Raw genomic sequence first — 24,519 nt, 5'->3', positions numbered from 1 at the left:
GGTGCCCGGCCGTTCGTGTGCCCGGAGCACGGGTCCCACCGGCCCGGGCGGTCTCGTGGACGACCGCCGGTCCGCGGTCTCAGCCGCGCGGGCCGACCGGCAGCGCGTCCAGGAACAGCGCGCCCGCCAGCAGTCCCGCACTGCCCCGGGGGCTCCACGCGCGGGCGTGCAGCTCGGCGTCGAGGGCGGCCAGGGCGTCCCGGCCCGGCCGCGTCGCGGTACCGCCCGCCGCCAGGACCTCACGGGCGCCGGCCTGGACGTGGCGCAGGCCCAGCGGGCCCGCGGTGTGCAGCAGTTCGGTGTCCTGGAGGGTGGACATCACCGTCAGCAGGGCGTCGAGCCGGGCCTGTCCCTCGTCGGCACCGGCCGTGCGCGCGGCTTCGAGCGCGTCCAACGCCCGCCGTACGTGCGGGAATCCGGCCTTCGCCTCACCGCGGGCGCCGGCCGCGCCGTACTTCGCCGACACCGACGACCCCCGTGAGGGCCGCCGCGGGGCGCCCCGGTCCCTGTGCGCGGCGATCCGTTTGGCGCCCGTCGCCACCTCGCGGGCTCCCGCGCCGGGATCGAGCGCGGCCGCCGCGACCAGCAGGCCGAGCGCCCACAGGGCGCCCCGGTGACCGCCGCCTGCCAGGCCCACCGAGTGCTCGGTGCACCGCCCTATCGAGCCCAGTTCGGCGCGCAGCTGCGGTGTGGGCTCACCGGTGCGGCGGGCGGCTGCGGCCATCGCCGCGAGCCCGGGCGTCAGCGCCTTGGCCGACCAGCGCAGCAGGCGGTGGTCACGGCGGGTGGCGCGGGCGGCGAGATCGCGCGGATCGGGCAGCCCGGGCTTGGGAACCAGTGCCAGCTGCCCGGTCAGCGCGTCCACCGCAGCCCGCGCCAGCGCCTCGTCCTCGCGGCATCGGGTGAGGGATCGGGTGCCGTGGTTTCCCGTCATGGACGTGAACGTAGGGGACGCGGACCTTCAGGGACATGGGGCGTAGCCAGGAACTGGCTGTGAATCCTGGGAAGGCATCCCGGGAGACCCGAACCGCCCGCCCCGGTCGCCCGAACCGCTACACCGCCATCAGCGGCGCGCCCTTCTTCCACTTGAGGATCTTGTCGAACCTCACCACCGCCCCGCTGCGCCCCGGCCGGTTGCCGAAGTGGACGTGGTCGGCGAGCTCATGGATGAGATGCAGCCCGCGGCCGTGTTCGGCGTCGACATCGGCGCACGGCACGTCGGAGTGCGCGGCGCGGGCGCCGTGGCCGTCGGGGGCGTCGGGGGCGTGGTGACCGTCGAAGTCGTCGCGGTCTCTGTGACCGTCATGGCCGTCATGGCCGTCATGGCCGTCATGGCCGTCATGGCCGCCGTAGTCGGCGTAGTCGCCATGGTCGCCGTAGCCGCCCGCGAAGCCCGGCCCCGAGTCGGCGACCTCGATACGGCACTTCTCGCCGTCGAGATAGGCGGTGACCCGGTACGCCTCCGGACAGCCGCCGTGCGGGGTGCTCCCGCCGTGCTCCACGGCGTTGGCACAGGCCTCGCTGAGGGCGACCGAGAGGTCGTAGGAGATGTCGGGATCGACGCCCGCCGTCTCCATCGTGCCGAGCAGCAGGCGCCTCGCGAGCGGAACGCTCGCAGCTTCGCACCGCAGATGGAGTGACCACCAGATGCTCATGCTCCAGCCTCCTGGCTGTGCCTCGACATACCGTTACGTATTGCCCCGAGTGCCGTTGCGTAAGCGCGCTTTTCATGTGATGCCGCCCATCCGGAGGATGCGCCGAAGGGATCAAACGGTGTATGTGCGACCCATTTGCATCAGCCGTGCCAGAAGGTGATCTTCCGCTTCCCGGGACCCCGGCTCTCGAGCCGCCCTGCCGTCGGGAACCGAGGGGGCCAGTGCGATGATGGGGCCGCCATGTCTGCCCCCCACCCACGCATCGCGCGCTCCGGAAGCGGTCTCCGGCTGCTGCGGGCCGCGGTGTTCGCCGCGGTCTGCGTCCTGCTGGCCGCCTGCGGCCACGCCCTCGCGTCCTGCGCGACGGTGCCGCTGTGGACGCTGGGTGCGGGGTTCCTGGGCGCGTTGGCGGTCGTGGCACCGCTCGCCGGCCGGGAGCGCTCGCTGGCCGGGATCACCGCACTGCTCGCCGCCGGCCAGACCGTGCTGCACATGCTGTTCGGCCTGGGACAGCACGGTGCCATGGGCTCCGCGTCCGCGTCGGCGTCCGGCGCCATGAGCATGAACTCCATGATGTCCATGGGGTCGGCGGGGTCCGCGACCGGATCGCTGTCCGACGCCGCGCTGATCCAGCGGGCCGCGCACATCCTGTGCGGAGGCACCGCCTCGGCGCTCAGCCCCGCCCAGGCCCAGCGGATCCTCGCCGACGCGCGGCTCTACCCGGGCACGGGGACCGGCGCGGCAACCGGCACCGCCGTCACGCACGACCCGGCGGACGCCCTGTCGACCACCGTCGGCTCCCTCGCCGCGCTGCTGCCCTCGCTGCCGATGCTGCTCGGCCACGCCCTCGCGGCACTCGCCGTCGGCTGGCTGCTGCGCCGGGGCGACTCCGCCGTGCTGCGGCTCGTCGAGCTGTCGGCGCAAGGAGTCACCGAGGGGGCGCTCGTACGTTCCCTGGGCAATGCGCTCGCGCTGGTGCGCGCCCTGCTCGCCGGACTGCCGGTCGCGCCGGAGGCGGGCCCGCGCCCGCCCCGCAGCGACGCGCCCGCCCGGCCCGAGCCACGCACCGCCGCCCTCCAGCACTCGGTGATCAGGCGCGGTCCGCCGGCCGCGACGGCACTCGCCCTCGCTGCCTGACACGACACGACCGACCCAGCCACTCCGCGGGAGTTCCGCGAGGCGAGAACGGCCGTCGTCGTGCGGCACGCGCGCGTGCGCCCGTGATGTCGTGATCTCCGGCCCGGAAATCACCCACCCGTACGCGCGCCCCTCGTCATCGCCATCGCCGGAATCCACCACCGGAATCCGCCGGACCCCATCGGGGCCCACCGGAACCCGTGGCGGATCCCGCGCCGGAACCACACGAAGTGGAGTGCTCCCTTTCATGCAGGCTTCTCGTATCGCCGCCGCCGTCGCCGTCGCCGGTTCGGCCGTTCTGGCCCTGTCCGCCCCGGCCTTCGCGCACGTCAGCGTGCAGCCGGAGGGCACGGCCGCCAAGGGCGGCTACGCCGTCGTCGACTTCAAGGTCCCCAACGAGCGCGACAACGCCTCGACCACCAAGCTCGAGGTCACCTTCCCCGCCGACCACCCGCTGGCCTCGGTGATGCCGCAGCCGATCGCCGGCTGGACGGTCCAGGTCACCAAGTCCAAGCTGGCCAAGCCGCTGGAGCTGCACGGCAAGAAGATCGCCGAGGCCGTCACCAAGGTCACCTGGACCGCCGACGGCAAGGGCATCGAGCCGGGCTACTTCCAGAAGTTCCCGCTGTCCGTCGGCACGCTCCCCGAGGACACCGACGAACTCGTCTTCAAGGCGGTCCAGACGTACTCCAACAACGACGTCGTGCGCTGGATCGAGGTGCAGGAGGACGGCGCGGAGGAGCCCGAGAACCCCGCTCCGGTGCTTCAGCTGTCCGCCGCCACCGAGGACGACCACTCCCACGGCTCGGCCACCGCCGAGGACGCCTCCGCCGAGCACGACGACTCCAAGGCGGCCGCGGGCAACAGCGCCGAGGCCGCGTCCGCCGCCGACAGTTCCGACACCACCGCCCGTGTGCTGGGCGTGGTCGGCATCGTCGTCGGCGTGGCCGGGGTCGCGTACGGCGTGGCCGCCGGCCGTCGGCGCGGCACCGACAGCAACGCCCGAGCCTGACCTTCACTGCTGTGCACCGGGGGTCGTACGGCCCCCGGTGCACGGCGCGGTTCACACATCTGGGACATTTCTCTATGCGCAAGAAGACGTTCGCGGCGGCCGCGCTGCTCGCCGCCGCCACGCTGACGCTCTCCGCCTGCGGCAGCGGTGACAAGGCCGAGGGCCCGGTCACCGTCGTCTCCGAGGAGACCTCGCAGCAGGCGGCCACCGTGCTCGACCAGCCCTTCGAAAAGCCGGACCTGGTCCTCACCGACACCCGGGGCAAGTCGTACGACCTCCGCAAGGAGACCGCCGGCCGGCCCACGCTGATCTACTTCGGCTACACCAACTGCCCCGACATCTGTCCACTGACGATGAACAACCTCGCCGTCGCCAAGAAGCAGCTGTCCAAGGCCGACCAGGACGAACTGCGGATCGTGTTCGTCACCACCGACCCGGAGCGGGACACCCCGGCCGCGCTCGGCGCCTGGCTCAAGGGCATCGACCCGCAGGTCGTCGGCCTGACGGGCGACTTCGCCACCATCCAGGCCGGTGCCCGCAGCGTCGGCATCACCGTCGAGGCGCCGCACAAGGACAAGAACGGCAAGACCGTCTCCACCCACGGCACCCAGGTCATCGCCTTCTCGCCGAAGACCGATGCGGGCTACCTGGTCTACAGCGACCAGGCCACCGTCGACGACTACACCAAGGACCTGCCCAAGATCGTGAAGGGGCAGAACCCGTGAGGCGGCCGGGCACCGCCGCGGCGATGGCGGCCGGGATGGTCTTCGGGGCGCTGACCCTGGCGGGCTGCGGCGGACCGGACTCCGGTGCGTCGGGCTCCTCGGGCACCTCGGGCGCCTCGGGCTCTTCGGGGGCCGAGCTGTCCGTCAGCTCCGCCTACATGCCGCAGCCGGTCTCCGCCTCGATGGCGGCGGGCTTCCTCACCATCGCCAACACAGGTGGCGCGAAGGACGAACTGACCTCCGTCACCAGCGACATCGCGGGCAGCGTCACCGTCCACGAAACGGTCGGCACCTCGATGCAGGAGGTGACCTCCCTCGACGTGCCCGCCCACGGCCGGCTCGTCTTCGAAAGCGGCGGGAACCACCTGATGTTCGAGAAGCTGAAGCACAGGCCCACACAGGGCCAGAAGGTGGCCGTCGTGCTGCACTTTGCCGAATCCGGCCCCGTCACGGTCGAGATACCGGTGAAGTCGGCGACGTACAACCCCAAGACCGGGCACTGAAGGAGGGACCCCTTGACACCGACCATCGCCCCACGCGTACGCACCCTGGTGCTGCTGTTCCTGGCCGTCATCGGCGCGAGCCTCGTCGCCGCCGGTCCGGCCTCCGCGCACGCCGCGCTGACCGGCAGCAACCCCGCGCAGGGGGTGGTGGTCGACAAGGCGCCGACGCAGATCTCGCTCACCTTCTCCGAGCAGGTCGCCCTGTCCGACGACGCGCTGCGCGTACTCGACCCCAAGGGCAAGCGCGTCGACACCGGCAAGCCGGCCAACACCAGCGGCACCACGTATGCCGTGGGGCTGCACAGCGGACTGCCCGACGGCACCTACACCGTCACCTACCAGGTCGTGTCGGCGGACAGCCACCCCGTCGCCGGCGCCTACACCTTCTCCGTCGGCGCGCCCTCGCGGACCGCCGTCTCCGCGGACGGGCCGACCGTCGGCGGCGGGGTGGTCGGCTGGCTGTACGGCTTCGGGCGGTATCTGTCGTACGCCGGTTTCATCGTGCTGACCGGCGGGGCCGCCTTCGTCCTCGCCTGCTGGCAGCGCGGCGCGGGGGTGCGGGCCGTGCAGCGGCTCGTCGTCTCCGGCTGGATCACACTCACCGCGGCCACCCTCGCCCTGCTGCTCCTGCGCGGCTCCTACACCGGCTCCGGCAAGGTCGGCGACATCTTCGACCTGAATCTGCTCGGCACGGTCCTCCAGACCAAGACCGGCGCCGCGCTGGTCTCCCGACTGCTGCTGCTCGCCGCGGCCGCGCTGTTCATCGCCGTGCTGTTCGGGGCCTACGACAAGCGCGAGGACGACGAGAAGCGGGACCTGACCTTCGGGCTCGCGATCGGCGGAACCGTCGTGGCCGCCGGGCTCGCGGCGAGCTGGGCGATGGCCGAGCACGCCTCGACCGGACTCCAGCCGGGCATCGCCATGCCGGTCGACGTCGTCCACCTGCTGGCCGTCGCCACCTGGCTGGGCGGGCTGGCGACCCTGCTCGTCGCGCTGTACCGGGCTCCCGCGCACAAGCCCGTCGACAGTGGGGCCGTACGCCGCTTCTCGGCGGTCGCCTTCGGCAGCGTCCTCGCCCTCGTGGCGACCGGCGTCTACCAGTCGTGGCGTCAGCTGGGCTCCTGGTCGGCGTTCACCGACACCGCCTACGGCCGACTGCTCCTCGTCAAGATCGGCCTGGTGGCACTGCTCGTCGGCATCGCCTGGCTCTCCCGCCGGTGGACGGCACGGCTGTCCGACGGGGTCGCGGCCGGGATCGAGATCGAGGCCGAGAAGGCCAAGGAGCCCGCGGGGGCACGGAAGAGTTCAGGATCCACGGCCGCTGTCGCGTCCACCGGGACCACCGACGCGACTGCTGCCGCGGCCACCGGGACCGTCGAGACGACCACTGCCGCGACCGCCGGGACGGCCGCCGCCGAGTCCGTCGGGACCGTGGACGGCGCGGAGCCGTCGGTCGCGGGCGCTCCCGAGCGCGCCGCCCAGCTCGCCCGGCAGCGCGCCGCGGTCGAGGCCGCCCGGCAGAAGCGGCTGCGCGACGCCGACCCCGAGCGCCACGGGCTGCGCCGGTCGGTGCTCGCCGAGGCGGGCGTCGCCGTCGTCCTGCTGGCCGTCACCACCGTGCTGACCCAGACCGAACCCGGCCGTACCGAGCAGGACGCCAAGGCCGCCACCGGGTCCTCGTCGTCCGCCTCCTCGGACTCGTCCGCCTCGGGTGCGGTGACCCTCGACATGCCCTTCGACACCGGCGGCAAGGACGGCAAGGGCGTGGTGACCGTCGACCTCGACCCCGCGCGGGTCGGCGCCAACGAGATGCACGTCTACGTGGAACGGCCCAACGGCCGCGGCTTCGACGTCCCCGAGGTGAAGGTCGCCTTCACCCTCGCCGCCAAGAGCATCGGCCCGCTGCCCGTCGTCCCCGACCACATCACCACCGGACACTGGGCGGCGAGCGGGGTACAACTCCCCATGGCCGGCGACTGGAAGATCGCCGTGACCGTGCGGACCTCCGACGTCGACCAGGTGACCGTCTCCAAGAACGCGCAGATCGGCTGAACCGCACCATGGCTGACCACCCGTCCGTCCCGCAGACCCGTACCCCCGAGACCGTTCCCGGGGCCCTCCCCGGGGCGGACGGCTCCGCACCGGCTGCCGCCGCCGAGGGGCTCACCCGGCGCAGGCTGCTCGGCACCGCCGGCGCCACCGGACTCGTCCTCGGCGCGGCGGGCGCGGCCGCGGGCTACGCCGCCGCGCCCGCCCAGGCCACCCCGCTCACCGCACTCGGCACCGGCCGGGCGATGTTTCACGGGAAACATCAGCCCGGTATCACCGAGGGCCTCCAGGCCCGCGGCCATCTCGTCGCCTTCGACCTGACGGCCGGGGCGGGCCGCAAGGAGGCGGCCGCGCTGCTGCGCCGCTGGTCGGTCACCGCCGAACGGCTGATGTCCGGCGCGGCCGCCGCGCACGACGACACCGGCGTGGCCCGGGACGCCGGTCCGTCCTCGCTGACGCTGACCTTCGGGTTCGGCCACAGCTTCTTCACCCGGACCGGGCTGGAGAAGCAGCGCCCGGTCTCCCTCGACCCGCTGCCCGACTTCTCCTCCGACCACCTCGACAAGTCCCGCAGCGACGGTGACCTGTGGGTGCAGATCGGTGCCGACGACGCCCTGGTCGCCTTCCACGCGCTGCGCGCCGTCCAGAAGGACGCGGGCGGCGCGGCGCGGGTCCGCTGGCAGATGAACGGCTTCAACCGCTCGCCCGGCGCCACCGCCCACCCCATGACCGCCCGCAACCTCATGGGCCAGTTGGACGGCACCCGCAACCCCAAGCCCGCCGAGTCCGACTTCGACCGGCGGATCTTCGTGCCCGCGTCCGGCTCGAAGGACCCGGCGTGGATGTCCGGCGGCTCCTACGCCGTCGTACGCCGTATCCGCATGCTCCTCGACGACTGGGAGCGGCTCTCGGTCGCGGCCCAGGAGCAGGTGATCGGGCGGCGCAAGGACGACGGCGCGCCGCTGTCCGGGGGCGGCGAGACGACCGCGATGGACCTGGAGAAGCGGGACTCCGCGGGCGATCTGGTCGTGCCGCTCGACGCCCACGCGCGGATCACCCGCCCCGACACCAACGGTGGCGCGGCCATGCTCCGGCGCCCCTTCTCGTACCACGACGGCATCGACCCGGACGGCGCGCCGGACGCGGGGCTGCTCTTCGTCTGCTGGCAGGCCGACCCGCTGCGCGGTTTCGTACCGGTGCAGCGCAAGCTCGACCGGGGCGACGCGCTGTCGAAGTACATCCGCCACGAGGCCAGCGGGCTGTTCGCGGTCCCGGGCGGCGCGGCCGAGGGGGAGTACGTGGGGCAGCGGCTGCTGGAGGGATGAGCCCCGGCCACCGGTCGAGACGGGCACGCCTGTTGCCCGCACGGCCCACTAGGGTGAGGCCATGCCAGCCAGCTATGCGTATCTCGGCCCCGAAGGCACCTTCACCGAAGTCGCCCTGCGGACCCTCCCGGAAGCGGCGACGCGGGAGCTGATCCCGTACGTGTCCGTGCAGTCCGCGCTCGACGCGGTACGCACCGGCGAGGCCGAGGCCGCGTTCGTACCGATCGAGAACTCCGTCGAGGGCGGCATCACCACCACCCTGGACGAGCTGGTCGCGGGCGCGCCGCTGATGATCTACCGCGAGGTGCTGCTGTCCATCACCTTCGCGCTGCTGGTCAAGCCCGGCACCCGGCTGTCCGACATCAAGACGGTCACCGCCCACCCGGCCGCCCAGCCGCAGGTGCGCAACTGGCTGAGGGCCAACCTCCCGAACGCGGTCTGGGAGTCGGCCGCCTCGAACGCGGACGGCGCCCGCCTGGTCCAGGAGGGTCGCTACGACGCGGCTTTCGCGGGCGAGTTCGCGGCCGCCCGCTACGGCCTCGAACCGCTGGAGACCGGCATCCACGACGCCGAGAACGCCCAGACCCGGTTCGTACTGGTCGGCCGTCCCGCCCGGCCCGCGGCACCCACCGGCGCGGACAAGACGTCCGTCGTGCTCCGGCAGCGCGACGACCACCCCGGTGGACTGCGCGACCTGCTGGGCGAGTTCGCCACCCGCGGCATCAACCTCATGCTGCTCCAGTCCCGTCCGACCGGCGCCGGCATCGGCAACTACTGCTTCTGCGTCGATGCCGAGGGGCACATCTCCGACCGGCGGGTGGCGGAGGCGCTGATGGGGCTGAAGCGGATCTGCCTGGAGGTGCGGTTCCTCGGTTCCTACCCGCGCGCGGACATCGGCGTCGAGGAGGTACGCGCGCTGCCCCGGGGGACGTCGGACGGGGAGTTCGTGGAGGCGGCCGACTGGGTGGCGCGTTGCCAGGACGGCCGTTTCTAGTCAGGTCCGTTCGTTCTCCGCCGCATTTTGGTTATCCACAGGCGTTATCCACAGGTTCCCATCTCGACCTGGGGACAAGTCGACAGTGAAGCAGCATTCAGTCGACAAATCGGCCCACAGGGCCCAAGTGCGCCCTCACCCTGATGGACCACCCTTCGTCCACCCTTTTCCTTCGATCAACCCTTTGGGGCGAACTCTTTCCACTCGAAAGTGTGGGGAAAAGGGGTTTACGCCGAGAAACCGGAGCCCCGCCGAACGAGCCGAAGTGATCAATTCCAACATCCACAGATCATCCTCACAGCCTGTGGATAACTCTCCGGGGGTGTGGACACCTGTGGACAGTCGCGTTCCAAACTCCCGTCCTCCACAGGGCAATCCGGTCAACCGCCCGCCCGGGACCTGCCCGGCCCGGGCGGGCGGGTCACTCTTTATTGACACGCAAGATATTTCGCCCATGAGTCAACGTAAGCGGCGAATCGCATCCGCCGGAATCTGAGTCGTATCCGGCAACCGCGCACCGGTAGCCTTGAGCGCGTGATTGACCTTCGCCTGCTCCGTGAGGACCCTGACCGTGTGCGCGCCTCCCAGCGTGCCCGTGGAGAGGACGTCGCGCTCGTCGACGCTCTCCTGTCTGCCGACGAGAGGCGCAGGTCGTCCGGCGTCCGCTTCGACGAGCTCCGCTCCGAGCAGAAGGTGCTCGGCAAGCTGATCCCCAAGGCCTCCGGCGACGAGAAGGCCGAGCTGCTGGCCAAGGCCGGCAAGCTGGCCGCCGACGTCAAGGCGGCGGACGCCGAGCAGAACGAGGCGGACGAGAAGACCAAGAGCCTCCTGCTCCAGCTCGGCAACCTCGTGCACCCGGACGTCCCGGTCGGCGGCGAGGAGGACTTCGTCGTCCTGGAGACGCACGGCACGATCCGCGACTTCGGCGCCGAGGGCTTCGAGCCCAAGGACCACCTGGAGCTCGGCGAGGCGCTCGGCGCCATCGACGTCGAGCGCGGCGCCAAGGTGTCCGGCTCGCGCTTCTACTACCTGACCGGCGTCGGCGCGCTCCTGGAGCTCGCCCTCGTCAACGCGGCGATCGCGCAGGCCACCGAGGCCGGCTTCACCCCGATGCTCACCCCGGCGCTGGTCCGCCCGCGCGCCATGGAGGGCACCGGCTTCCTCGGCCAGGCCGCGGAGAACGTGTACCACCTGGAGAAGGACGACTACTACCTGGTCGGCACCTCCGAGGTCCCCCTCGCCGCCTACCACATGGACGAGATCCTCGACGCCGACAAGCTCCCGCTGCGCTACGCCGGCTTCTCGCCGTGCTTCCGCCGGGAGGCCGGCACGTACGGCAAGGACACCCGCGGCATCTTCCGCGTGCACCAGTTCGACAAGGTCGAGATGTTCTCGTACGTGGCCCCCGAGGACGCCGAGAACGAGCACCGGCGGCTCCTGGAGTGGGAGAAGCAGTGGCTGACCGGCCTCGAACTGCCGTTCCAGGTCATCGACGTCGCCTCCGGCGACCTCGGCGCCTCCGCGTCCCGCAAGTTCGACTGCGAGGCGTGGATCCCGACCCAGGGCAAGTACCGCGAGCTGACATCGGCGTCCAACTGCGACGGCTTCCAGGCCCGCCGGCTGTCCGTGCGGATGCGCGACGGCAAGAAGGTGCAGCCGCTCGCGACGCTCAACGGCACGCTGTGCGCCGTACCGCGCACGATCGTGGCGATCCTGGAGAACCACCAGCTGGCCGACGGCTCGGTGCGCGTGCCCGAGGTGCTGCGGCCCTACCTGGGCGGCCGTGAGGTCCTGGAGCCGGTCGCCAAGTGAGCACCACCCCGGACTTCCCGTACCGGCTGATCGCGACCGACCTCGACGGAACGCTTCTGCGTTCCGACGAGTCGGTGTCGCGGCGCACCCGTGACGCGCTCACCGCGGCCACCGCGGCGGGCGCCGCGCACATCGTGGTGACGGGACGGGCGGCCCCGTGGACCCGGCACATCCTCGACGACCTCGGCTACCGCGGCCTCGCGGTCTGCGCCCAGGGCGCGCAGGTGTACGACGCCGGCGCGCACCGGCTGCTGACGTCGGTGACCCTGGACCGTCAGCTTGCGGCGCTGGCCCTGGCCAAGATCGAGGCCGAGGTGGGCCCGCTGTTCCTGGCGGCGAGCCGCGACGGCCTGGACGGCGAGGTGCTGGTGGGCCCCGGTTACGCAGTCACGGGCAAGCTGCCGGCCACCCCGTTCACGGACGTCTCCGACCTCTGGAGCGCCCCGTTGAACAAGATCTACATACAGCACCCGACGCTCACGGACGACGAGCTCGCCGAGGCGTCGCGCCAGGCCGCGGGCGGTTTCGTGTCGGTGGCGATGGCGGGGCAGGGCATTGTCGAGCTGCTCCCGCTGGGGCTGTCCAAGGCGACCGGGCTGTCGCTGGCGGCCCGTCGGCTCGGGCTGAAGGCCGCCGAGACGATCGCCTTCGGCGACATGCCCAACGACATCCCGATGTTCGCCTGGTCCTCGCGGGGCGTGGCGATGGCCAACGCCCACGTGGAGCTGAAGGCGGTCGCCGACGAGGTGACGGCCTCCAGCGAGGAGGACGGCATCGCGGTGGTACTGGAGCGGTTGCTGGGCTGAGCTTTCGGGCTTCTCGGTTCTCTCGGGCTTCTCGGTCCTGCGGAGGATGCACGGATCGAACGTGCGCGGGGGGACACCCCGACCTCGGCTTAGCAAGCCGGTGCCTTGCCTCTCGGCCAATCCTCCGGGTGGGCGGCCCACGCGAGTGCGATTCGCGTGCTCGAAGCGGCCGCCCCGGGCAGCTCACCAGCAGGGCGGGACCGACGGAGGTGACTACTCCGGATTCCGCCGCACGCTGCCCTGTCGGGAGCTGGACGTACTGTCGTACTCGGACATCGTCCCGCTCCTCTCCCAGATCGTGGCGCCGGCTCCGGCCGGCCGCTCGAACACCACCACTGTGCCCGACCGCCCGAACCGGGCGCCACCGAATTTCGGGGCCGGTGCGGCCGCTACCGGCGCCGCCATCTGCGACGCCGGGCCTTGCTGAAGAACCATCCGGCGGGCGGCTCGTCGGAGCGCCAGGGCTGCGGCTCGGGCGCCTCGGCCCGCCAGCGGGCGGCCAGCATACGGGCCCGCGCCGACGGCTCGGCCGTCTCCGCGGCCCGGACGAACCCCTCGTCGAGGACGAGGCCGTCCCAGCCGTCCCCGTCCGGCATGTCCCGGCCCCGACCGTCGTCCTCTTGCCTCTCCTCTTCCATCCCCGGCCCTCCCAGCTGTGCCGTACGACCGTTCCGTCCAGTGTGCTCCGGCCGGGATGAAGCCGCCGTCAGGGCCGGGGCCCTGCCGCTACTCCTCCCCGGCGAGGGTCAGCGTGCGCAGCTTGCGGCCCGCGTACCAGGTGGCCAGCACGGTGACCACGACCAGCAGGGTCGTCGCCGTGGTCAGCCCGACGTCGGAGGTGACGAGGTCCCCGCCGGCCACCTTGTGGGCGACGGCCAGCGACCACTGCTGGACGCTGAGCGTGCGCGCGCCCGGCACCAGGGAGCCGAACAGCGCCTCCCAGACCAGGGCGTAGACGAGACCGAAGACCACCGCGTGCCGGGACACCGTGCCCAGCAGCAGGAAGAGCGCCGCGTAGGCGATGGAGGCGACCAGCGCGGCCACCGTGTAGGCGACGGCGATCTGCTGCCCGTTGCCGTTCAGGATCAGCCCGGCGAGCAGGGTCGGCAGCGCCGAGAACACCATGGTCACCGCGATCGCCACGATCAGCTTGGTGAAGATGATCGTGGGCCGCTTGAGCGGCTTGGACAGCAGGTACACCACCGAGCCGTCGTCGATCTCCGGGCCGATCGCGCCGGTGCCCGCGATGACGCCGATGATCGGCACCATCGTGGCGAGCGCCAGCCCGCCCAGCACGTCCGCCGCGGTCTGGTCGTCGGCTCCGGTGAGGGCCCGGACGGCGATGGAGATCACGATCAGCAGCAGCGGCAGCGCGCCGAGGACCAGGGCCCTCTTGCGGCCGAGCAGGGCCCGGTAGGTGAGCCGGGCGACTGTGGGGTCGTACATGTTCGGCCTCCTACGCCGCGACGAGATACGAGAAGACGGACTCGAGGGACTCGTCGGACGGCGAGACCGTGAGCAGCCGGATGCCGTGTTCCCTGGCCACCCGGGGCAGCAGGGTCGTGAACCGGCCGAAGTCGACGGCCTGGACGCGCAGCGCGCCCTCGGCGAGATCGACCTCGATGCCGGACGTCGACGGATCGGCGATCAGCGCGGCCGCGAGGGCGCGGTCGTCGCTGGAGCGCACCAGATAGCGGTGCGGGCGGTCGGTCATGAGGCGGCGGATGCGGCGGAAGTCGCCGCTCGCCGCGTGCCGGCCGGCCACGATCACCTCGATGTGCCAGGCGAGTTGCTCGACCTCCTCCAGGATGTGGGAGGAGAACAGCACCGTGCGGCCCTCGTCGCCCATGCGCCGCAGCAGGTCCATGAGCTGCATGCGCTGGCGCGGGTCCATGCCGTTGAACGGCTCGTCGAGCAGGAGCAGGGACGGCTCGTGGACCAGCGCGGAGGCCATCTTCACGCGCTGGCGCATGCCCTTGGAGTAGGTGGAGATCTTCCGGTCCTGGGCGTACTCCATCTCGACGGTGGCCAGCGCCTGCCGGGCGGCCTTGTCGCCCAGCCCGTGCAGCTCGGCGTTGGCGACGACGAACTCGCGCCCGGTGAGGAAGTCGTACATCGCCTCGCGTTCGGGGACGATGCCGATCTGCCGGTAGATCTGCTCGTTGCGCCACACCGGCCGGCCGTCGAGGGTGACGGACCCGGTGGAGGGGGCGAGGAAGCCGCCCATCATGTTGATGAGGGTGGACTTGCCGGCGCCGTTGGGGCCGAGCAGACCGGTGACGCCCGGGCCGATGGTCATGGTGATGTCGTTGACGGCGACCACGTTGCCGAACCAGCGGGAGACGTGGTCGATGCTGAGCGTGGTCACAGTCCGGCCTTTCGGTAGCGGCGCATCAGAAGGCCGTAGCAGGCGGCGCTCAGGCCCAGGACGGCGAGGACGTACACCACGCCCTGCCCGTGCGAGGGGCCGACGCCTCCGGGGAACGACGAGGTCGCGCCGAGGAACGCGGACTGCACCCCGTCGATGAGCGTGATGGGTGAGAACAGGCCGACCCAGGGGATGACGTTCGCGCTGTCCTGGACGTCGGCGATCGCCTGGAGCGTGGAGACCGCGCCGTAGGAGATGGTCAGTACGGCGATGACGGCGGCGATGCCGAAGCCGCGGCGCGGGGTCAGGGCGGCGATGACCAGGCCGATGCCGGCGAACAGCACCGAGAGCAGGGCCACGGCGAGGAGCCCCTGGGCGAATCCCTGGGTCTGGTCGCCGAAGTCGAGCTTGGCCAGCAGCGCGCCTACGTACAGCACGAGCAGCGGGGCGGCGGTGAGGGCGAACAGCGCCGAGGCCAGTGCCGCGTACTTCGCGAGGACGTAGTCGGAGGTCTCGATCGGCCGCGAGAAGTACAGCGGGACGGTCTTGAAGCGCAGGTCGCGCGAGACGGACTGGGGTGCCTGCGAGGCGACGTACAGGCTGATGACGGCCTGCATGACGATCGCGTAGCGCGTGTAGTCCAGCGGCAGGTCCTTGGCCTTGGTGAAGACGGCGACGGCGACCATGATGGCGGCCGGCACGCACATCACCACGAACAGCAGCATCGGCAGCACCTTGGACTTCACCGAGCGGCCGAGGCCGTACGCGCCGCGCAGGGACTGCGAGTACAGGGAGCGGCGGGCGTAGCCGCGGCCCAGGCGCGGGCCGTCGTAGCTGCGGTAGCCGATGTCGTGGATACGGGTCTGGTCACCCGCCGGGACGGGTGCGACGGGATGCTCAACCGTCATGGCCGACCGCCTCCTTGCGCTGTGTGTCGCTGTCCGTGTCGTTCTTGAAGACCTCGGAGATGTGGTGTCTGCGCTGTTCCATGCGCACCAGGCCGAGCCCGAGGTCGGCGACGACGTCACGGACCAGGTCGTAGGTCTGCTCGCCCTGGGCGGTGAGCAGCAGGACGTGGCCGGCGCCGGGCAGTCCGCCGCTGCCGTCGACGACCTCCGCGCCGCGCGCGTGCAGTGCCTCGCGCACCGCGCGGGTGCCGTCGGGGTGCTCGTCGGTGTCGGTGACCTCGATGGCGAGCGTGGTGGTGGTCTGGGTGAAGTCCGTGGTGGAGCTGGAGCGCAGCAGTTTGCCGCCGTCGATGACGACGACGTGGTCGCAGGTGCGTTCCAGTTCGCCGAGGAGGTGCGAGGTGACCAGGACCGAGATGCCGAAGTCCGTGTGGATGCGGCGGATCAGGCCGAGCATGTCGTCGCGGCCGACCGGGTCGAGACCGTTGGTCGGCTCGTCGAGGAAGACCAGCTGCGGGTCGTGGACCAGGGCCTGGGCGAGTTTCACCCGCTGCTTCATGCCGGTGGAGTAGCCGCCGATCGGGCGGTAGCGCTCCTCGTACAGCCCGACGTGGCGCAGGGTGTCCGCGGTGCGCTCGCGCGCGGCGGTGGGCGGCAGGCCGGACATGCGGGCCATGTGCACGACGAACTCGGTGGCCGAGACGTCGGGCGGCAGGCAGTCGTGCTCCGGCATGTAGCCGACGCGCTCCCGGATGGCGGCGCCTTCGGTGGCGACGTCGAGGCCGAACACCTCGGCGCGGCCCTCGGTGGCGGGGGACAGACCCAGCAGGATCTTGATCAGTGTGGACTTGCCGGCTCCGTTGGCTCCGACGAGCCCGGTCACACCCGGGCCGACGTCCACGGAGAGCCGGTCAAGCGCGGTCACCCGGGGGAACCGCTTGCTCAGGCTTTCGGTCACGATCACAGTCACGCCCACGACCGTAGTGACCCGTGCCACGCGGGTCGTCACCCCGCAGAGTTGTCTTGGTGTCGGTCTGGAGTCGTACGGGAATCTCAGGGTCACCCTGAGGTCGCCCTCGTCCGCCCGGCCGGATCCTTCCCCCGGGCGTGCCGGACCATCCGCCTCCCTCCCTATTGACGATTTCTCTAACAACTGCGAGATTCGCGGGTGCAGCACCTTCCGACTGGACGACGATCTACCGCGCATGCGGCGCTGGGCGAAGGACAGGTGACGCGGGTGGCACGGGTGACACGGGTGACACAAGTGACGACGCTGAAGGACGCGCGGGAGCGTCGGGTGCGGACCGGCGGGGTCGAGTTGTGCGTGGCCGAGCTGGGCGACGCCGGGCAGCCGACGGTGGTCCTGGTGCACGGCTACCCGGACAGCAAGGAGGTCTGGTCGGAGGTCGCCGTCCGTCTCGCCGACCGCTTCCACGTGGTCCTGTACGACGTCCGGGGGCACGGCCGGTCCACGGCACCGCGCCCGCTGCGCGGGGGCTTCACCCTGGAGAAGCTGACGGACGACTTCCTGGCGGTCGTGGACGCGGTCAGTCCGGACCGGCCGGTGCATCTGGTCGGGCACGACTGGGGGTCGGTGCAGGCCTGGGAGTTCGTCACGGTCGGCCGCACCGAGGGCCGGATCGCGTCCTTCACCTCCATGTCCGGACCCTCGCTCGACCACTTCGGGCACTGGATCAAGTCGCGGGTGAGGCGGCCGACGCCCCGCCGGGTGGGCCAGCTCCTCGGTCAGGGCGCCAGGTCCTGGTACGTGTACCTGCTGCACACGCCCGTGCTGCCCGAGATGGCCTGGCGCGGGCCGCTGGGCAGCCGCTGGCCGTCGCTCCTGCGCCGGCTGGAGAAGGTCCCGGCGGGCGACTACCCGACCTCTTCGCTGCCCTCGGACGCCGCGCACGGCGCGTGGCTGTACCGGGACAACGTCCGGGCCAGGCTGCGCAGCCCGCGCCCGGACGCCCGCGCGCACGCGCCCGTGCAGCTCGTGACGCCCCTCGGGGACGCGTTCCTGTCGCAGCGGCTCTACGACGAACTGGAGCAGTGGGCTCCACGGCTGACCCGGCGCACCCTCCCCGCGGGGCACTGGATCCCCCGCACCCGGCCCGATCAGCTCGCCGCCTGGATCACCGAGTTCGCGACCGATGTGGAGCGGGGGCGCCAGGAGCGGCAGGCCACCGGCCGGTACGCCGACCGCTTCGGCGGGCAGCTCGTCCTGGTCACCGGCGCGGGCAGCGGGATCGGACGGGCGACGGCGCTCGCGTTCGCCGAGTGCGGCGCGCGCGTGGTGGCCGTCGACCGGGACGGGGAGGCGGCTGCCCGCACCGCCGAACTGGCCCGGCTGACCGGCGCCCAGGGCGCCTGGGCCGAGACGGTCGACGTCTCCGACGAGCAGGCCATGGAGAAGCTCGCCGAGCGGGTCGCCGCCGAGCACGGCGTGGTCGACGTGCTGGTGAACAACGCCGGCATCGGCCTGTCGGGCTCCTTCTTCGCGACGACACCGGACGACTGGCGCAAGGTCCTGGACGTCAACCTCTGGGGTGTCATCCACGGCTGCCGTCTGTTCGGCCGGCAGATGGCCGAGCGCGGCCAGGGCGGCCACATCGTCAACACCGCGTCCGCGGCGGCCTACCAGCCCTCCCGAGCCCTGCCCGCCTACAGCACCTCCAAGGCGGCGGTCCTGATGCTCAGCGAGTGCCTGCGCGCCGAACTGGCCGGGCAGGACATCGGCGTGACGGCCGTCTGTCCCGGCATCGTCAACACCGGCATCACCTCGACGGCGACCTTCGCGGGCGTGGACGCGCAGGAACAGCAGCGCCGGCGGCAGCGGGCCACGCGTCTGTACGGACTGCGCAACTACCCGCCCGAGAAGGTCGCCGAGGCGATCCTGCGCGCGGTGGTCCGCAACGAGGCGGTGGTCGCGGTGACCCCGGAGGCGCGGGGCGCGCGCCTGCTGACGCGATGGGCGCCCGGGGCGTTGCGGGCACTGGCCCGCGTGAAGCCACCAGTCTGACCGCCGGTCCAGCCGCAGGTCCAGCCGCCGGGGACGCCTGCCGGGGGCGCCTGCCTCCCGTGTCGGGCCCGGACACCCCGGGTCGGGTGGTCGCAAGTCGCCCCGCATCAGTCGATCTTGACGAAACCTCCTGAATCGACAAGCAGTTGTCCACAGATCGCTCAATTCATCTGTGGATAACTAGAGTTGGCTGTGGACCAAACATCCACGGCAAAACAAAGTGCGTGATCCGCGTCTCTCACGCCATGCTGTCGAGATGGACGAAAGACGCACCGTGAAGGTGTCGAAGTACCTCTCGAAGCACTTGCGCCATCAGCCCGAGCGCATCGGTCTGACCCTCGACGACGGGGGCTGGGTCGAGATCGAGACCCTGATGGCGGCAGCCGCCGCCCACGGATTCCGCTTCACCCGCGACGAGCTGGACCACGTGGTCGCCGTGAACGACAAGAAGCGCTTCGCGATCGAGGGCACCCGGATCCGGGCCAGCCAGGGCCACAGCATCGAGGTCGACCTCGGGCTGCCGCCGACCACCCCACCGCCGTACCTCTTCCACGGAACCGTGGCCCGCCATCTGGACGCGATCCGCGCCGAGGGCCTGCGGCCCATGAACCGGCACGACGTACACCTCTCGGCCGACCGCGAGACGGCGACCCGCGTCGGCGCCCGCCGCGGACGGCCTGTCGTGCTCTCCGTGGACACCGCCGCGATGCACCGCGACGGCCATGTCTTCCAGGTCAGCGCGAACGGCGTGTGGCTGACGAAGGCCGTACCCCCGCAGTATCTGCGGTTTCCCCAGCCGCACTGAAGGCGTGCGACCATGCCGGCCGATTCCCCCGGCTTCCCGAATGCCGTCCGCTTTCCCCGGCCTCCCCGGCATGATCAGTGGAATGGACCACCTGCCCACCACCGAGGCCGCCGTCACAGCCCTTCGCGCGATCGCCGCCACCTACGCGCGCGAGATCGAGGTCACCCACGACATCGGCGCCGACCGCACCTCGCGACGCAGTGCCGCGGGCGTCGGCGTCACCACCGACCCGGACGGCTCCCTGCCTCACGAGGCCTACGTCGAATTCGGCGGCCTCCCCCGGGTGAGCGTGCGCCTCTACCCCGAGGACGACGCCCTGATCACGGTCGAGGGCGTCGAATGCCCCGACATCCCGCGCGAGGGCGTGCCCGCGTTCCTCCGCTCCGTCTTCGACGGCCTCGCTCACGTCAAGACGCGCCGCTTCCCTCCCGGTTACTTCCTGATCGTGCCGATGCCCGGCGACCGAGCGGTCAAGGAGTACGTACCGATGCTCACGCTCAGCCCGTGGCTGAGCGGACGCGTGCGGTCTCCGTTTCACGTGAAACGGAGACCGGCGCTTACGCTCGATCCATGAGTCTGCGCCTGAGCACTGTGATCCTTCCGTACCTTCGCTGGCACGAAGGCGGCCGCACGGCATGGACACGCGCCGAGGACCTCGGTTTCCACACCGCGTACACCTACGACCATCTGTCCTGGCGCACCTTCCGGGACGGCCCCTGGTTCGGCGCGATCCCGACGCTGACGGCCGCCGCGACCGTGACCGAACGTCTGCGTCTGGGCACCCTGGTGACCTCGCCGAACTTCCGGCATCCGGTGACCCTCGCCAAGGAACTCATCTCCCTGGACGACGTCTCCCGCGGCCGGGTCACGCTCGGAATCGGCGCGGGCGGCACCGGATTCGACGCCACCGCCCTCGGGCAGGAGCCCTGGACCCCGCGCGAGCGCGCCGACCGGCTGGCCGAGTTCGTCCCCCTGCTCGACCGGCTCCTCACCGAGGACTCGGTGTCGTACGAGGGCGACTTCTACTCGGCGCACGAAGCGCGCAACATCCCCGGATGCGTGCAGCGTCCGCGGCTGCCCTTCGCCGTGGCCGCCACCGGCCCGCGCGGACTGAAGCTCGCCGCACAGTACGGGCAGGCGTGGGTGACCACCGGCGACCCCAAGCTGTACGAGAGCGGCACCCCGGAGGAGTCGCTGCGAGCCCTCCGCGGCCAGGCCGACAAGCTGGCCGACGCCTGTGCCGAGCTCGGCCGGGACGTGGACGAACTGGACAAGATTCTGCTCACCGGCTTCACCCCGGACCGCGGCCGTCCGCTGGAGTCGCTCGACGCCTTCGTGGACTTCGCCGGCCGGCATCAGGAGCTGGGCTTCACCGAGCTGGTCGTCCACTGGCCCATCCCCGAATCCGACTTCGCCGCGGACATGAAGGTCTTCGAACGGATCGCCATGGAGGCCACGGCACAGCTGGGCTGACCCTCGGCACCACGTCATCCGTGTCTCACCCGTACGCACATCGGCACACCTGTGCGGGCATGCGCGAGAATGACCGGGTGACCTCAGCGACCAGAGCATCCGCGTCCCAGGCCGCCGCCGTTCCGCCACGGCTGATCGCCACCGATCTCGACGGCACCCTGCTGCGCGACGACAAGTCGGTGTCGCCGCGCACGGTCGCCGCCCTCACCGCCGCCGAGGAGGCGGGTGTCGAGGTCTTCTTCGTCACCGGCCGCCCGGCCCGCTGGATGGACGTCGTCAGCGCCCATGTCCACGGGCACGGCCTGGCGATCTGCGGAAACGGCGCCGCCGTGGTCGACCTGCACGGCGGCCCCGGCGCGCACCGGTTCGTGAAGGTGCGGGAGCTGGCCCGGCAGAACGCGCTGGAGGCCGTACAGCTGCTGCGCGACGCGGCCCCCGGCACGGTGGTCGCCGTCGAGCAGACCTACGGCTTCTTCCAGGAGCCCGCCTATCCGAAGCTGCACATGGAGACCCCCGACCATCTCGCCCCGGCCGAGGACCTGCTGGCACCCGACGGCCCCTGTGCCGGCGAGCCGGTGCTGAAGATCCTCGCCTACCACCCCGACCTCGACCCCGACGACTTCCTCGACGTCGGCCGCCTCGCGATCGGCACGCGCGCCAGCGTCACCCGCTCCAGCCCGAGCGCCCTGCTGGAGATCAGCGGCCACGGCGTCTCCAAGGCCAGCACCCTCGCCCTGTGCTGTGCCGAGCGCGGTATCTCCCCCGCCGAGGTCGTCGCCTTCGGGGACATGCCCAACGACGTCGAGATGCTGACCTGGGCGGGCCGGTCGTACGCCATGGGCAACGCCCACCCGGCCGTGGTCGCCGCGGCCTCCGGACGAACGGTCGCCAACAACGACGACGGAGTGGCGGTCGTGATCGAACGGATGCTGGCGGAGCGGTTCTAGGCCCTGTCGGACAGGCCCTAGCCGGACCGTCCCACCGGCACCCCGCGGCCTTCGAGCCAGGGCAGCGGGTCCAGTGCCGAGTCCGACTCCGCACCGGCCCGCACCTCGAAGTGCAGGTGCGGGCCGGTGGAGTTGCCGGTGGTGCCCGACTGGCCGATCCACTGGCCGGTCGTCACCCGGTCACCGGGGTCGATGGCGACGGCCGCCAGATGGGCGTACTGGGTGCGGTAGCCGCCGTCGTGGCGGATGACGACCTGGATGCCGAAGGCGCCTCCGCAGGCGACCTTCACCACCCGGCCCGCGCCGACGGCCCGGACCGGGGTACCGATCGGCACGGCGAAGTCCTGCCCGGTGTGCCGGTGCGCCCACCGCTCGCCGGAGCTGCCGAAGCTCGCGGACAGCCGGTACTCCGCCACGGGCGCCACCCACGCGCTCGTGACGGTCTCGGGCGGACTGCCGAGCCGGACCGGACCGCCGCAGCGGCCCGCGGCGACCGAGGCGGCGGCCTGCGCCTGCAACCGTTCCCGGGCCTCGTCCAGCTTCGCCCCGATGTTCTTCCTCACCTCGGCCAGCACGCGGTTGCGCCTCTGCGCCGACTGCCATCGCGCGGTGGCCTTCACCTGGTCGGCTGCCAGCCGTGCCTCGGCCCGCCGGCTCCTGACGATCGCGTCGTCGACGACCCGCTCCGCCCCGGAGGGGCCGGGCCGGCCGTCTTCCTGTCTGCCCGGGCGGGGCGCCCCGGCGAGCCGCGCGACCGCCCGTGGAGCTCCTGCGTCGCGGGGGCGGCCGGTCCGGTCCCGGTCCTGGCGCAGCGCGGCGCCCACCCGGCGTTCGCGGTCCAGGAGCAGCCCGGCCCGCCGCACCCCGGCCAGCAGCTCCTCGGCCTCGCGCCGCCCCGCCGCGTACTGCCGCGCCACCGCCACGTCCGCCCGGTACAGCCGCGCCACCTCCGCACCGACACCCGAGCCCTGGATTCCCGCTGCCTCCCCGGCATCCCCGCCGGTTCCCGTGGAGTGCGCCACGAACACCGCCAGTGCGCACAGCAGCACCGGAACCAGCAGCGGGCGACGGCGAGATGAGCGCATGTCAGTGATCATCACCGGGCCTCGGGGACCCGGTCCTGTTCAAGTCGTACGCATGGGGGATCCATCGCCCCGGACGGCTCAGTACGCAGAGTCCGGTGCGGACGGCCCGATATGGGCGGCCCTCGGTGCGGGGGAGCGGTCGTCGGCCGGCGCGGCGGGCGACCGCCGGTGCCGGTTCGGGCTCAGTACGGCGCCTCCCACACCAGCGTCGTGCCGCGGCCGCCGGGTCCGGTGCCCGGCCCGTACCGGCTGCCGCCGCCGAGCGACTCGGCACGCCGCGCGAGATTGCGCAGACCGCTGCGCCGGCCCCCCTCGGGGATTCCGACGCCGTCGTCCGCGACCGTCAGCCGGACGCCGGGCCGGCCGTCCGGGAGGGTCACCGTCGCGTCGACCACGACATCGATCCGAGATGCCCCGGCGTGCCTGAAGGCGTTGGAAAGCGCCTCCCGCAGCGCGGCGACGAGGTTCGTCCCGGTGAGGTCGCCGACCAGTTCGTCGACCTCACCGACGAATCGGTGCGCGGGCCGGAAACCGAGCGGTACGGCGGCCGTGTTGATCTCGCGCAGCACGCGCGTACGCAACCCCGACGCGGCCGTGCCGAGGTCCTGCCGGAGCGCGAAGACCACGCTGCGGATCTCCTGGATGGTGACGTCGAGCTCGACGGCGGCCCTGCCGACCCGCTCCCGCACCTCGGGCACGACGGACCCGCGCCGGGCCCGCTCCAGCATCGCCCCCGCCGCGAACAGCCGCTGGACGACGAGATCGTGCAGATCGCGGGCGATGCGCTCGCGGTCCTCGTACACAGCCAGCCGCTCCCGGTCGCGCTGTGCCTCCGCCATCATCAGGGCGAGCGCGGCCTGCGCGGCGAACCCGGCCGCGCGGGTGCGCTCGGTCCGCGTGAACGGCCGCTCCCCGCGGGCGCGTGGGGTGACGAGGGCGCCGAGAACGCGCCCGTCGCTCTTCAGCGGCAGCATCATCGTCGGCCCGTAGCCGCGCACGAACCCGGTGGACAGACGTGGGTCGGTGGCCGCGTCGTCGACGAAGACCTCCTGCCCGTCGAGGAGTTCGGCGACGACCCTGTTGTCCGGCGGGACGACCACCCCCAGCAGGGCCGACGGCGGACGGGAGGCCACGGCGACGATCTCCAGGCCGCCTTCGTCCGCGGGCAGCAGCACCGCGCCGACGGCCGATCCGGCCAGCCGGCGGGCCTGTTCGGCGACGACCTGGAGGGCGTCGTCGGCGTCACCGCCGGACAGCAGTGCGGTGGTGACGGCGACCGAACCGTCGATCCAGCGCTCACGCTGCCGAGCGGCCTCGTACAGGCGGGCGTTGCCCACCGCGATGCCCGCCTCCACGGCCAGCACCCGGACCACGTCGAGGTCGTGATCGTGGAAGGGTCCGCCACCCTGCTTCTCGGTCAGATAGAGGTTGCCGAAGACGGCTCCGTGGACGCGGATGGGGACACCGAGGAAGCTGCTCATCGGCGGATGGTGCGCGGGGAAGCCGCAGGAGCGCGGGTCCGTGGCCAGGTCCGCGAGCCGTACCGGTTCCGGGTCGCGGATCAGCGCGCCCAGCAGCCCCTTTCGCCCGTCGGGCCGCCGTCCGATCCGGCGGACGGTCGCCTCGTCGACCCCGCGGTACACGAAGTCGGAGAGCCCCTCACCGTCCTCGGCGATGACACCGATGGCCGCGTACCGGGCTCCGGTCAGGTCGGCCGCCGTCTCGCAGATGCGGTCCAGGGTGGAGTGCGGCTCCAGGCCCGTGGCGACGAACCGCATGGCCTCCAGCAGCCGCAGGACCCGTCCCGCCGGTTCGGCCGGCGGACCCGACAGGGGTTCGCGGGGCGACGCGGTGGTCATGCCCCGAGCCTAATGAGTCCCCTTTTGTCCCGAA

23 protein-coding genes and 1 tRNA gene are annotated in these 24,519 nt (G+C 72.0%); 14 read left to right on the top strand and 10 right to left on the bottom strand.

Annotation, left to right across the window (positions count from 1 at the left end; genetic code table 11):
* Nucleotides 1–79: 79 nt before the first annotated feature.
* On the bottom strand, nt 80–934 hold the full coding sequence (locus FNH09_RS12230) for a triphosphoribosyl-dephospho-CoA synthase (RefSeq protein WP_152887066.1): 855 nt from the start codon (nt 932–934) through the stop codon (nt 80–82).
* 118 nt (nt 935–1,052) lie between these two features.
* Nucleotides 1,053–1,655 (bottom strand): ATP-binding protein, encoded by a 603-nt coding sequence (locus tag FNH09_RS48435; protein ID WP_152887064.1) that lies wholly within the window; start codon nt 1,653–1,655, stop codon nt 1,053–1,055.
* A gap of 240 nt (nt 1,656–1,895) precedes the next feature.
* Here FNH09_RS48435 and FNH09_RS12220 point away from each other — a divergent pair, with 240 nt between their 5' ends.
* The 9 genes from FNH09_RS12220 to FNH09_RS12180 all read left to right on the top strand — a co-directional run bounded on the left by FNH09_RS12220 (nt 1,896) and on the right by FNH09_RS12180 (nt 12,018).
* Complete coding sequence (locus FNH09_RS12220) at nt 1,896–2,792, top strand: hypothetical protein (protein WP_152887062.1); 897 nt, start codon at nt 1,896–1,898, stop codon at nt 2,790–2,792.
* A 247-nt stretch (nt 2,793–3,039) separates the two neighbouring features.
* Nucleotides 3,040–3,804, top strand: a complete 765-nt coding sequence (locus FNH09_RS12215) for a YcnI family copper-binding membrane protein (RefSeq protein ID WP_152887060.1) — start codon at nt 3,040–3,042, stop codon at nt 3,802–3,804.
* Between the two features lie 74 nt (nt 3,805–3,878).
* The gene (locus tag FNH09_RS12210) at nt 3,879–4,529 is read left to right on the top strand and encodes an SCO family protein (RefSeq protein WP_152887058.1); all 651 of its coding nucleotides are present in this window, start codon (nt 3,879–3,881) and stop codon (nt 4,527–4,529) included.
* Complete coding sequence (locus tag FNH09_RS12205) at nt 4,526–5,032, top strand: copper chaperone PCu(A)C (RefSeq protein WP_162468462.1); 507 nt, start codon at nt 4,526–4,528, stop codon at nt 5,030–5,032. Before FNH09_RS12210 ends, FNH09_RS12205 begins: the two co-directional genes overlap by 4 nt.
* Before the next feature lie 12 nt (nt 5,033–5,044).
* On the top strand, nt 5,045–7,084 hold the full coding sequence (locus FNH09_RS12200; protein WP_152887056.1) for a copper resistance CopC/CopD family protein: 2,040 nt from the start codon (nt 5,045–5,047) through the stop codon (nt 7,082–7,084).
* An 8-nt stretch (nt 7,085–7,092) separates the two neighbouring features.
* Nucleotides 7,093–8,406: an iron uptake transporter deferrochelatase/peroxidase subunit gene (gene efeB, locus FNH09_RS12195; RefSeq protein WP_152887054.1), complete on the top strand. Its 1,314-nt coding sequence runs from the start codon at nt 7,093–7,095 to the stop codon at nt 8,404–8,406.
* Between the two features lie 61 nt (nt 8,407–8,467).
* Entirely contained in the window at nt 8,468–9,400 is a 933-nt protein-coding gene (gene pheA, locus FNH09_RS12190) for a prephenate dehydratase (protein ID WP_152887052.1), read from the top strand.
* A gap of 534 nt (nt 9,401–9,934) precedes the next feature.
* Entirely contained in the window at nt 9,935–11,212 is a 1,278-nt protein-coding gene (gene serS / locus FNH09_RS12185; RefSeq protein WP_162468461.1) for a serine--tRNA ligase, read from the top strand.
* Entirely contained in the window at nt 11,209–12,018 is an 810-nt protein-coding gene (locus FNH09_RS12180; protein ID WP_162468460.1) for a Cof-type HAD-IIB family hydrolase, read from the top strand. Before serS ends, FNH09_RS12180 begins: the two co-directional genes overlap by 4 nt.
* A 40-nt stretch (nt 12,019–12,058) precedes the next feature.
* On the opposite strand, the gene FNH09_RS12175 is transcribed toward FNH09_RS12180, so the two are convergent.
* The 6 genes from FNH09_RS12175 to FNH09_RS12150 all read right to left on the bottom strand — a co-directional run bounded on the left by FNH09_RS12175 (nt 12,059) and on the right by FNH09_RS12150 (nt 16,258).
* Nucleotides 12,059–12,144: transfer RNA gene (locus FNH09_RS12175), tRNA-Ser, on the bottom strand.
* A gap of 263 nt (nt 12,145–12,407) precedes the next feature.
* Nucleotides 12,408–12,656, bottom strand: coding sequence for an SGM_3592 family protein (locus FNH09_RS12170; protein ID WP_202919650.1), 249 nt, complete (start codon nt 12,654–12,656; stop codon nt 12,408–12,410).
* 88 nt (nt 12,657–12,744) lie between these two features.
* Nucleotides 12,745–13,464 (bottom strand): ABC transporter permease subunit, encoded by a 720-nt coding sequence (locus tag FNH09_RS12165; RefSeq protein WP_152887047.1) that lies wholly within the window; start codon nt 13,462–13,464, stop codon nt 12,745–12,747.
* Nucleotides 13,465–13,474: 10 nt separating this feature from the next.
* Nucleotides 13,475–14,386: an ATP-binding cassette domain-containing protein gene (locus FNH09_RS12160; protein WP_162468459.1), complete on the bottom strand. Its 912-nt coding sequence runs from the start codon at nt 14,384–14,386 to the stop codon at nt 13,475–13,477.
* A complete protein-coding gene (locus tag FNH09_RS12155) occupies nt 14,383–15,294 on the bottom strand; it encodes an ABC transporter permease subunit (protein WP_152887043.1) in 912 nt (303 codons plus the stop codon). Before FNH09_RS12155 ends, FNH09_RS12160 begins: the two co-directional genes overlap by 4 nt.
* Nucleotides 15,284–16,258 carry an ATP-binding cassette domain-containing protein gene (locus FNH09_RS12150; protein ID WP_162468466.1) on the bottom strand — a complete coding sequence of 325 codons (975 nt, stop codon included), beginning with the start codon at nt 16,256–16,258 and terminating at the stop codon, nt 15,284–15,286. The genes FNH09_RS12155 and FNH09_RS12150 overlap by 11 nt, the downstream gene beginning before the upstream one ends.
* A 300-nt stretch (nt 16,259–16,558) precedes the next feature.
* On the opposite strand from FNH09_RS12150, the gene FNH09_RS12145 reads away from it, so the two are divergent.
* The 5 genes from FNH09_RS12145 to FNH09_RS12125 all read left to right on the top strand — a co-directional run bounded on the left by FNH09_RS12145 (nt 16,559) and on the right by FNH09_RS12125 (nt 21,541).
* A complete protein-coding gene (locus tag FNH09_RS12145) occupies nt 16,559–18,316 on the top strand; it encodes an SDR family oxidoreductase (RefSeq protein WP_338017545.1) in 1,758 nt (585 codons plus the stop codon).
* Nucleotides 18,317–18,572: 256 nt separating this feature from the next.
* Nucleotides 18,573–19,121, top strand: coding sequence for an RNA 2'-phosphotransferase (locus FNH09_RS12140; RefSeq protein ID WP_152887041.1), 549 nt, complete (start codon nt 18,573–18,575; stop codon nt 19,119–19,121).
* 70 nt (nt 19,122–19,191) lie between these two features.
* Entirely contained in the window at nt 19,192–19,695 is a 504-nt protein-coding gene (locus tag FNH09_RS12135; RefSeq protein WP_152887038.1) for a hypothetical protein, read from the top strand.
* Nucleotides 19,692–20,594, top strand: a complete 903-nt coding sequence (locus tag FNH09_RS12130; RefSeq protein WP_152887036.1) for an LLM class flavin-dependent oxidoreductase — start codon at nt 19,692–19,694, stop codon at nt 20,592–20,594. Before FNH09_RS12135 ends, FNH09_RS12130 begins: the two co-directional genes overlap by 4 nt.
* Before the next feature lie 59 nt (nt 20,595–20,653).
* The gene (locus FNH09_RS12125; protein ID WP_152887034.1) at nt 20,654–21,541 is read left to right on the top strand and encodes an HAD hydrolase family protein; all 888 of its coding nucleotides are present in this window, start codon (nt 20,654–20,656) and stop codon (nt 21,539–21,541) included.
* Between the two features lie 17 nt (nt 21,542–21,558).
* Here FNH09_RS12125 and FNH09_RS12120 read toward each other — a convergent pair whose 3' ends face one another.
* The gene (locus tag FNH09_RS12120; protein WP_152887032.1) at nt 21,559–22,626 is read right to left on the bottom strand and encodes a M23 family metallopeptidase; all 1,068 of its coding nucleotides are present in this window, start codon (nt 22,624–22,626) and stop codon (nt 21,559–21,561) included.
* A 182-nt stretch (nt 22,627–22,808) separates the two neighbouring features.
* Entirely contained in the window at nt 22,809–24,485 is a 1,677-nt protein-coding gene (locus tag FNH09_RS12115) for a sensor histidine kinase (protein ID WP_152887030.1), read from the bottom strand.
* Between the last annotated feature and the right edge of the window lie 34 nt (nt 24,486–24,519).

Origin of the sequence: Streptomyces adustus (assembly GCF_009377175.1) — a bacterium.
GTDB classification, from domain to species: domain Bacteria; phylum Actinomycetota; class Actinomycetes; order Streptomycetales; family Streptomycetaceae; genus Streptomyces; species Streptomyces adustus.
This window is presented reverse-complemented; position numbering and strand designations above follow the sequence as displayed.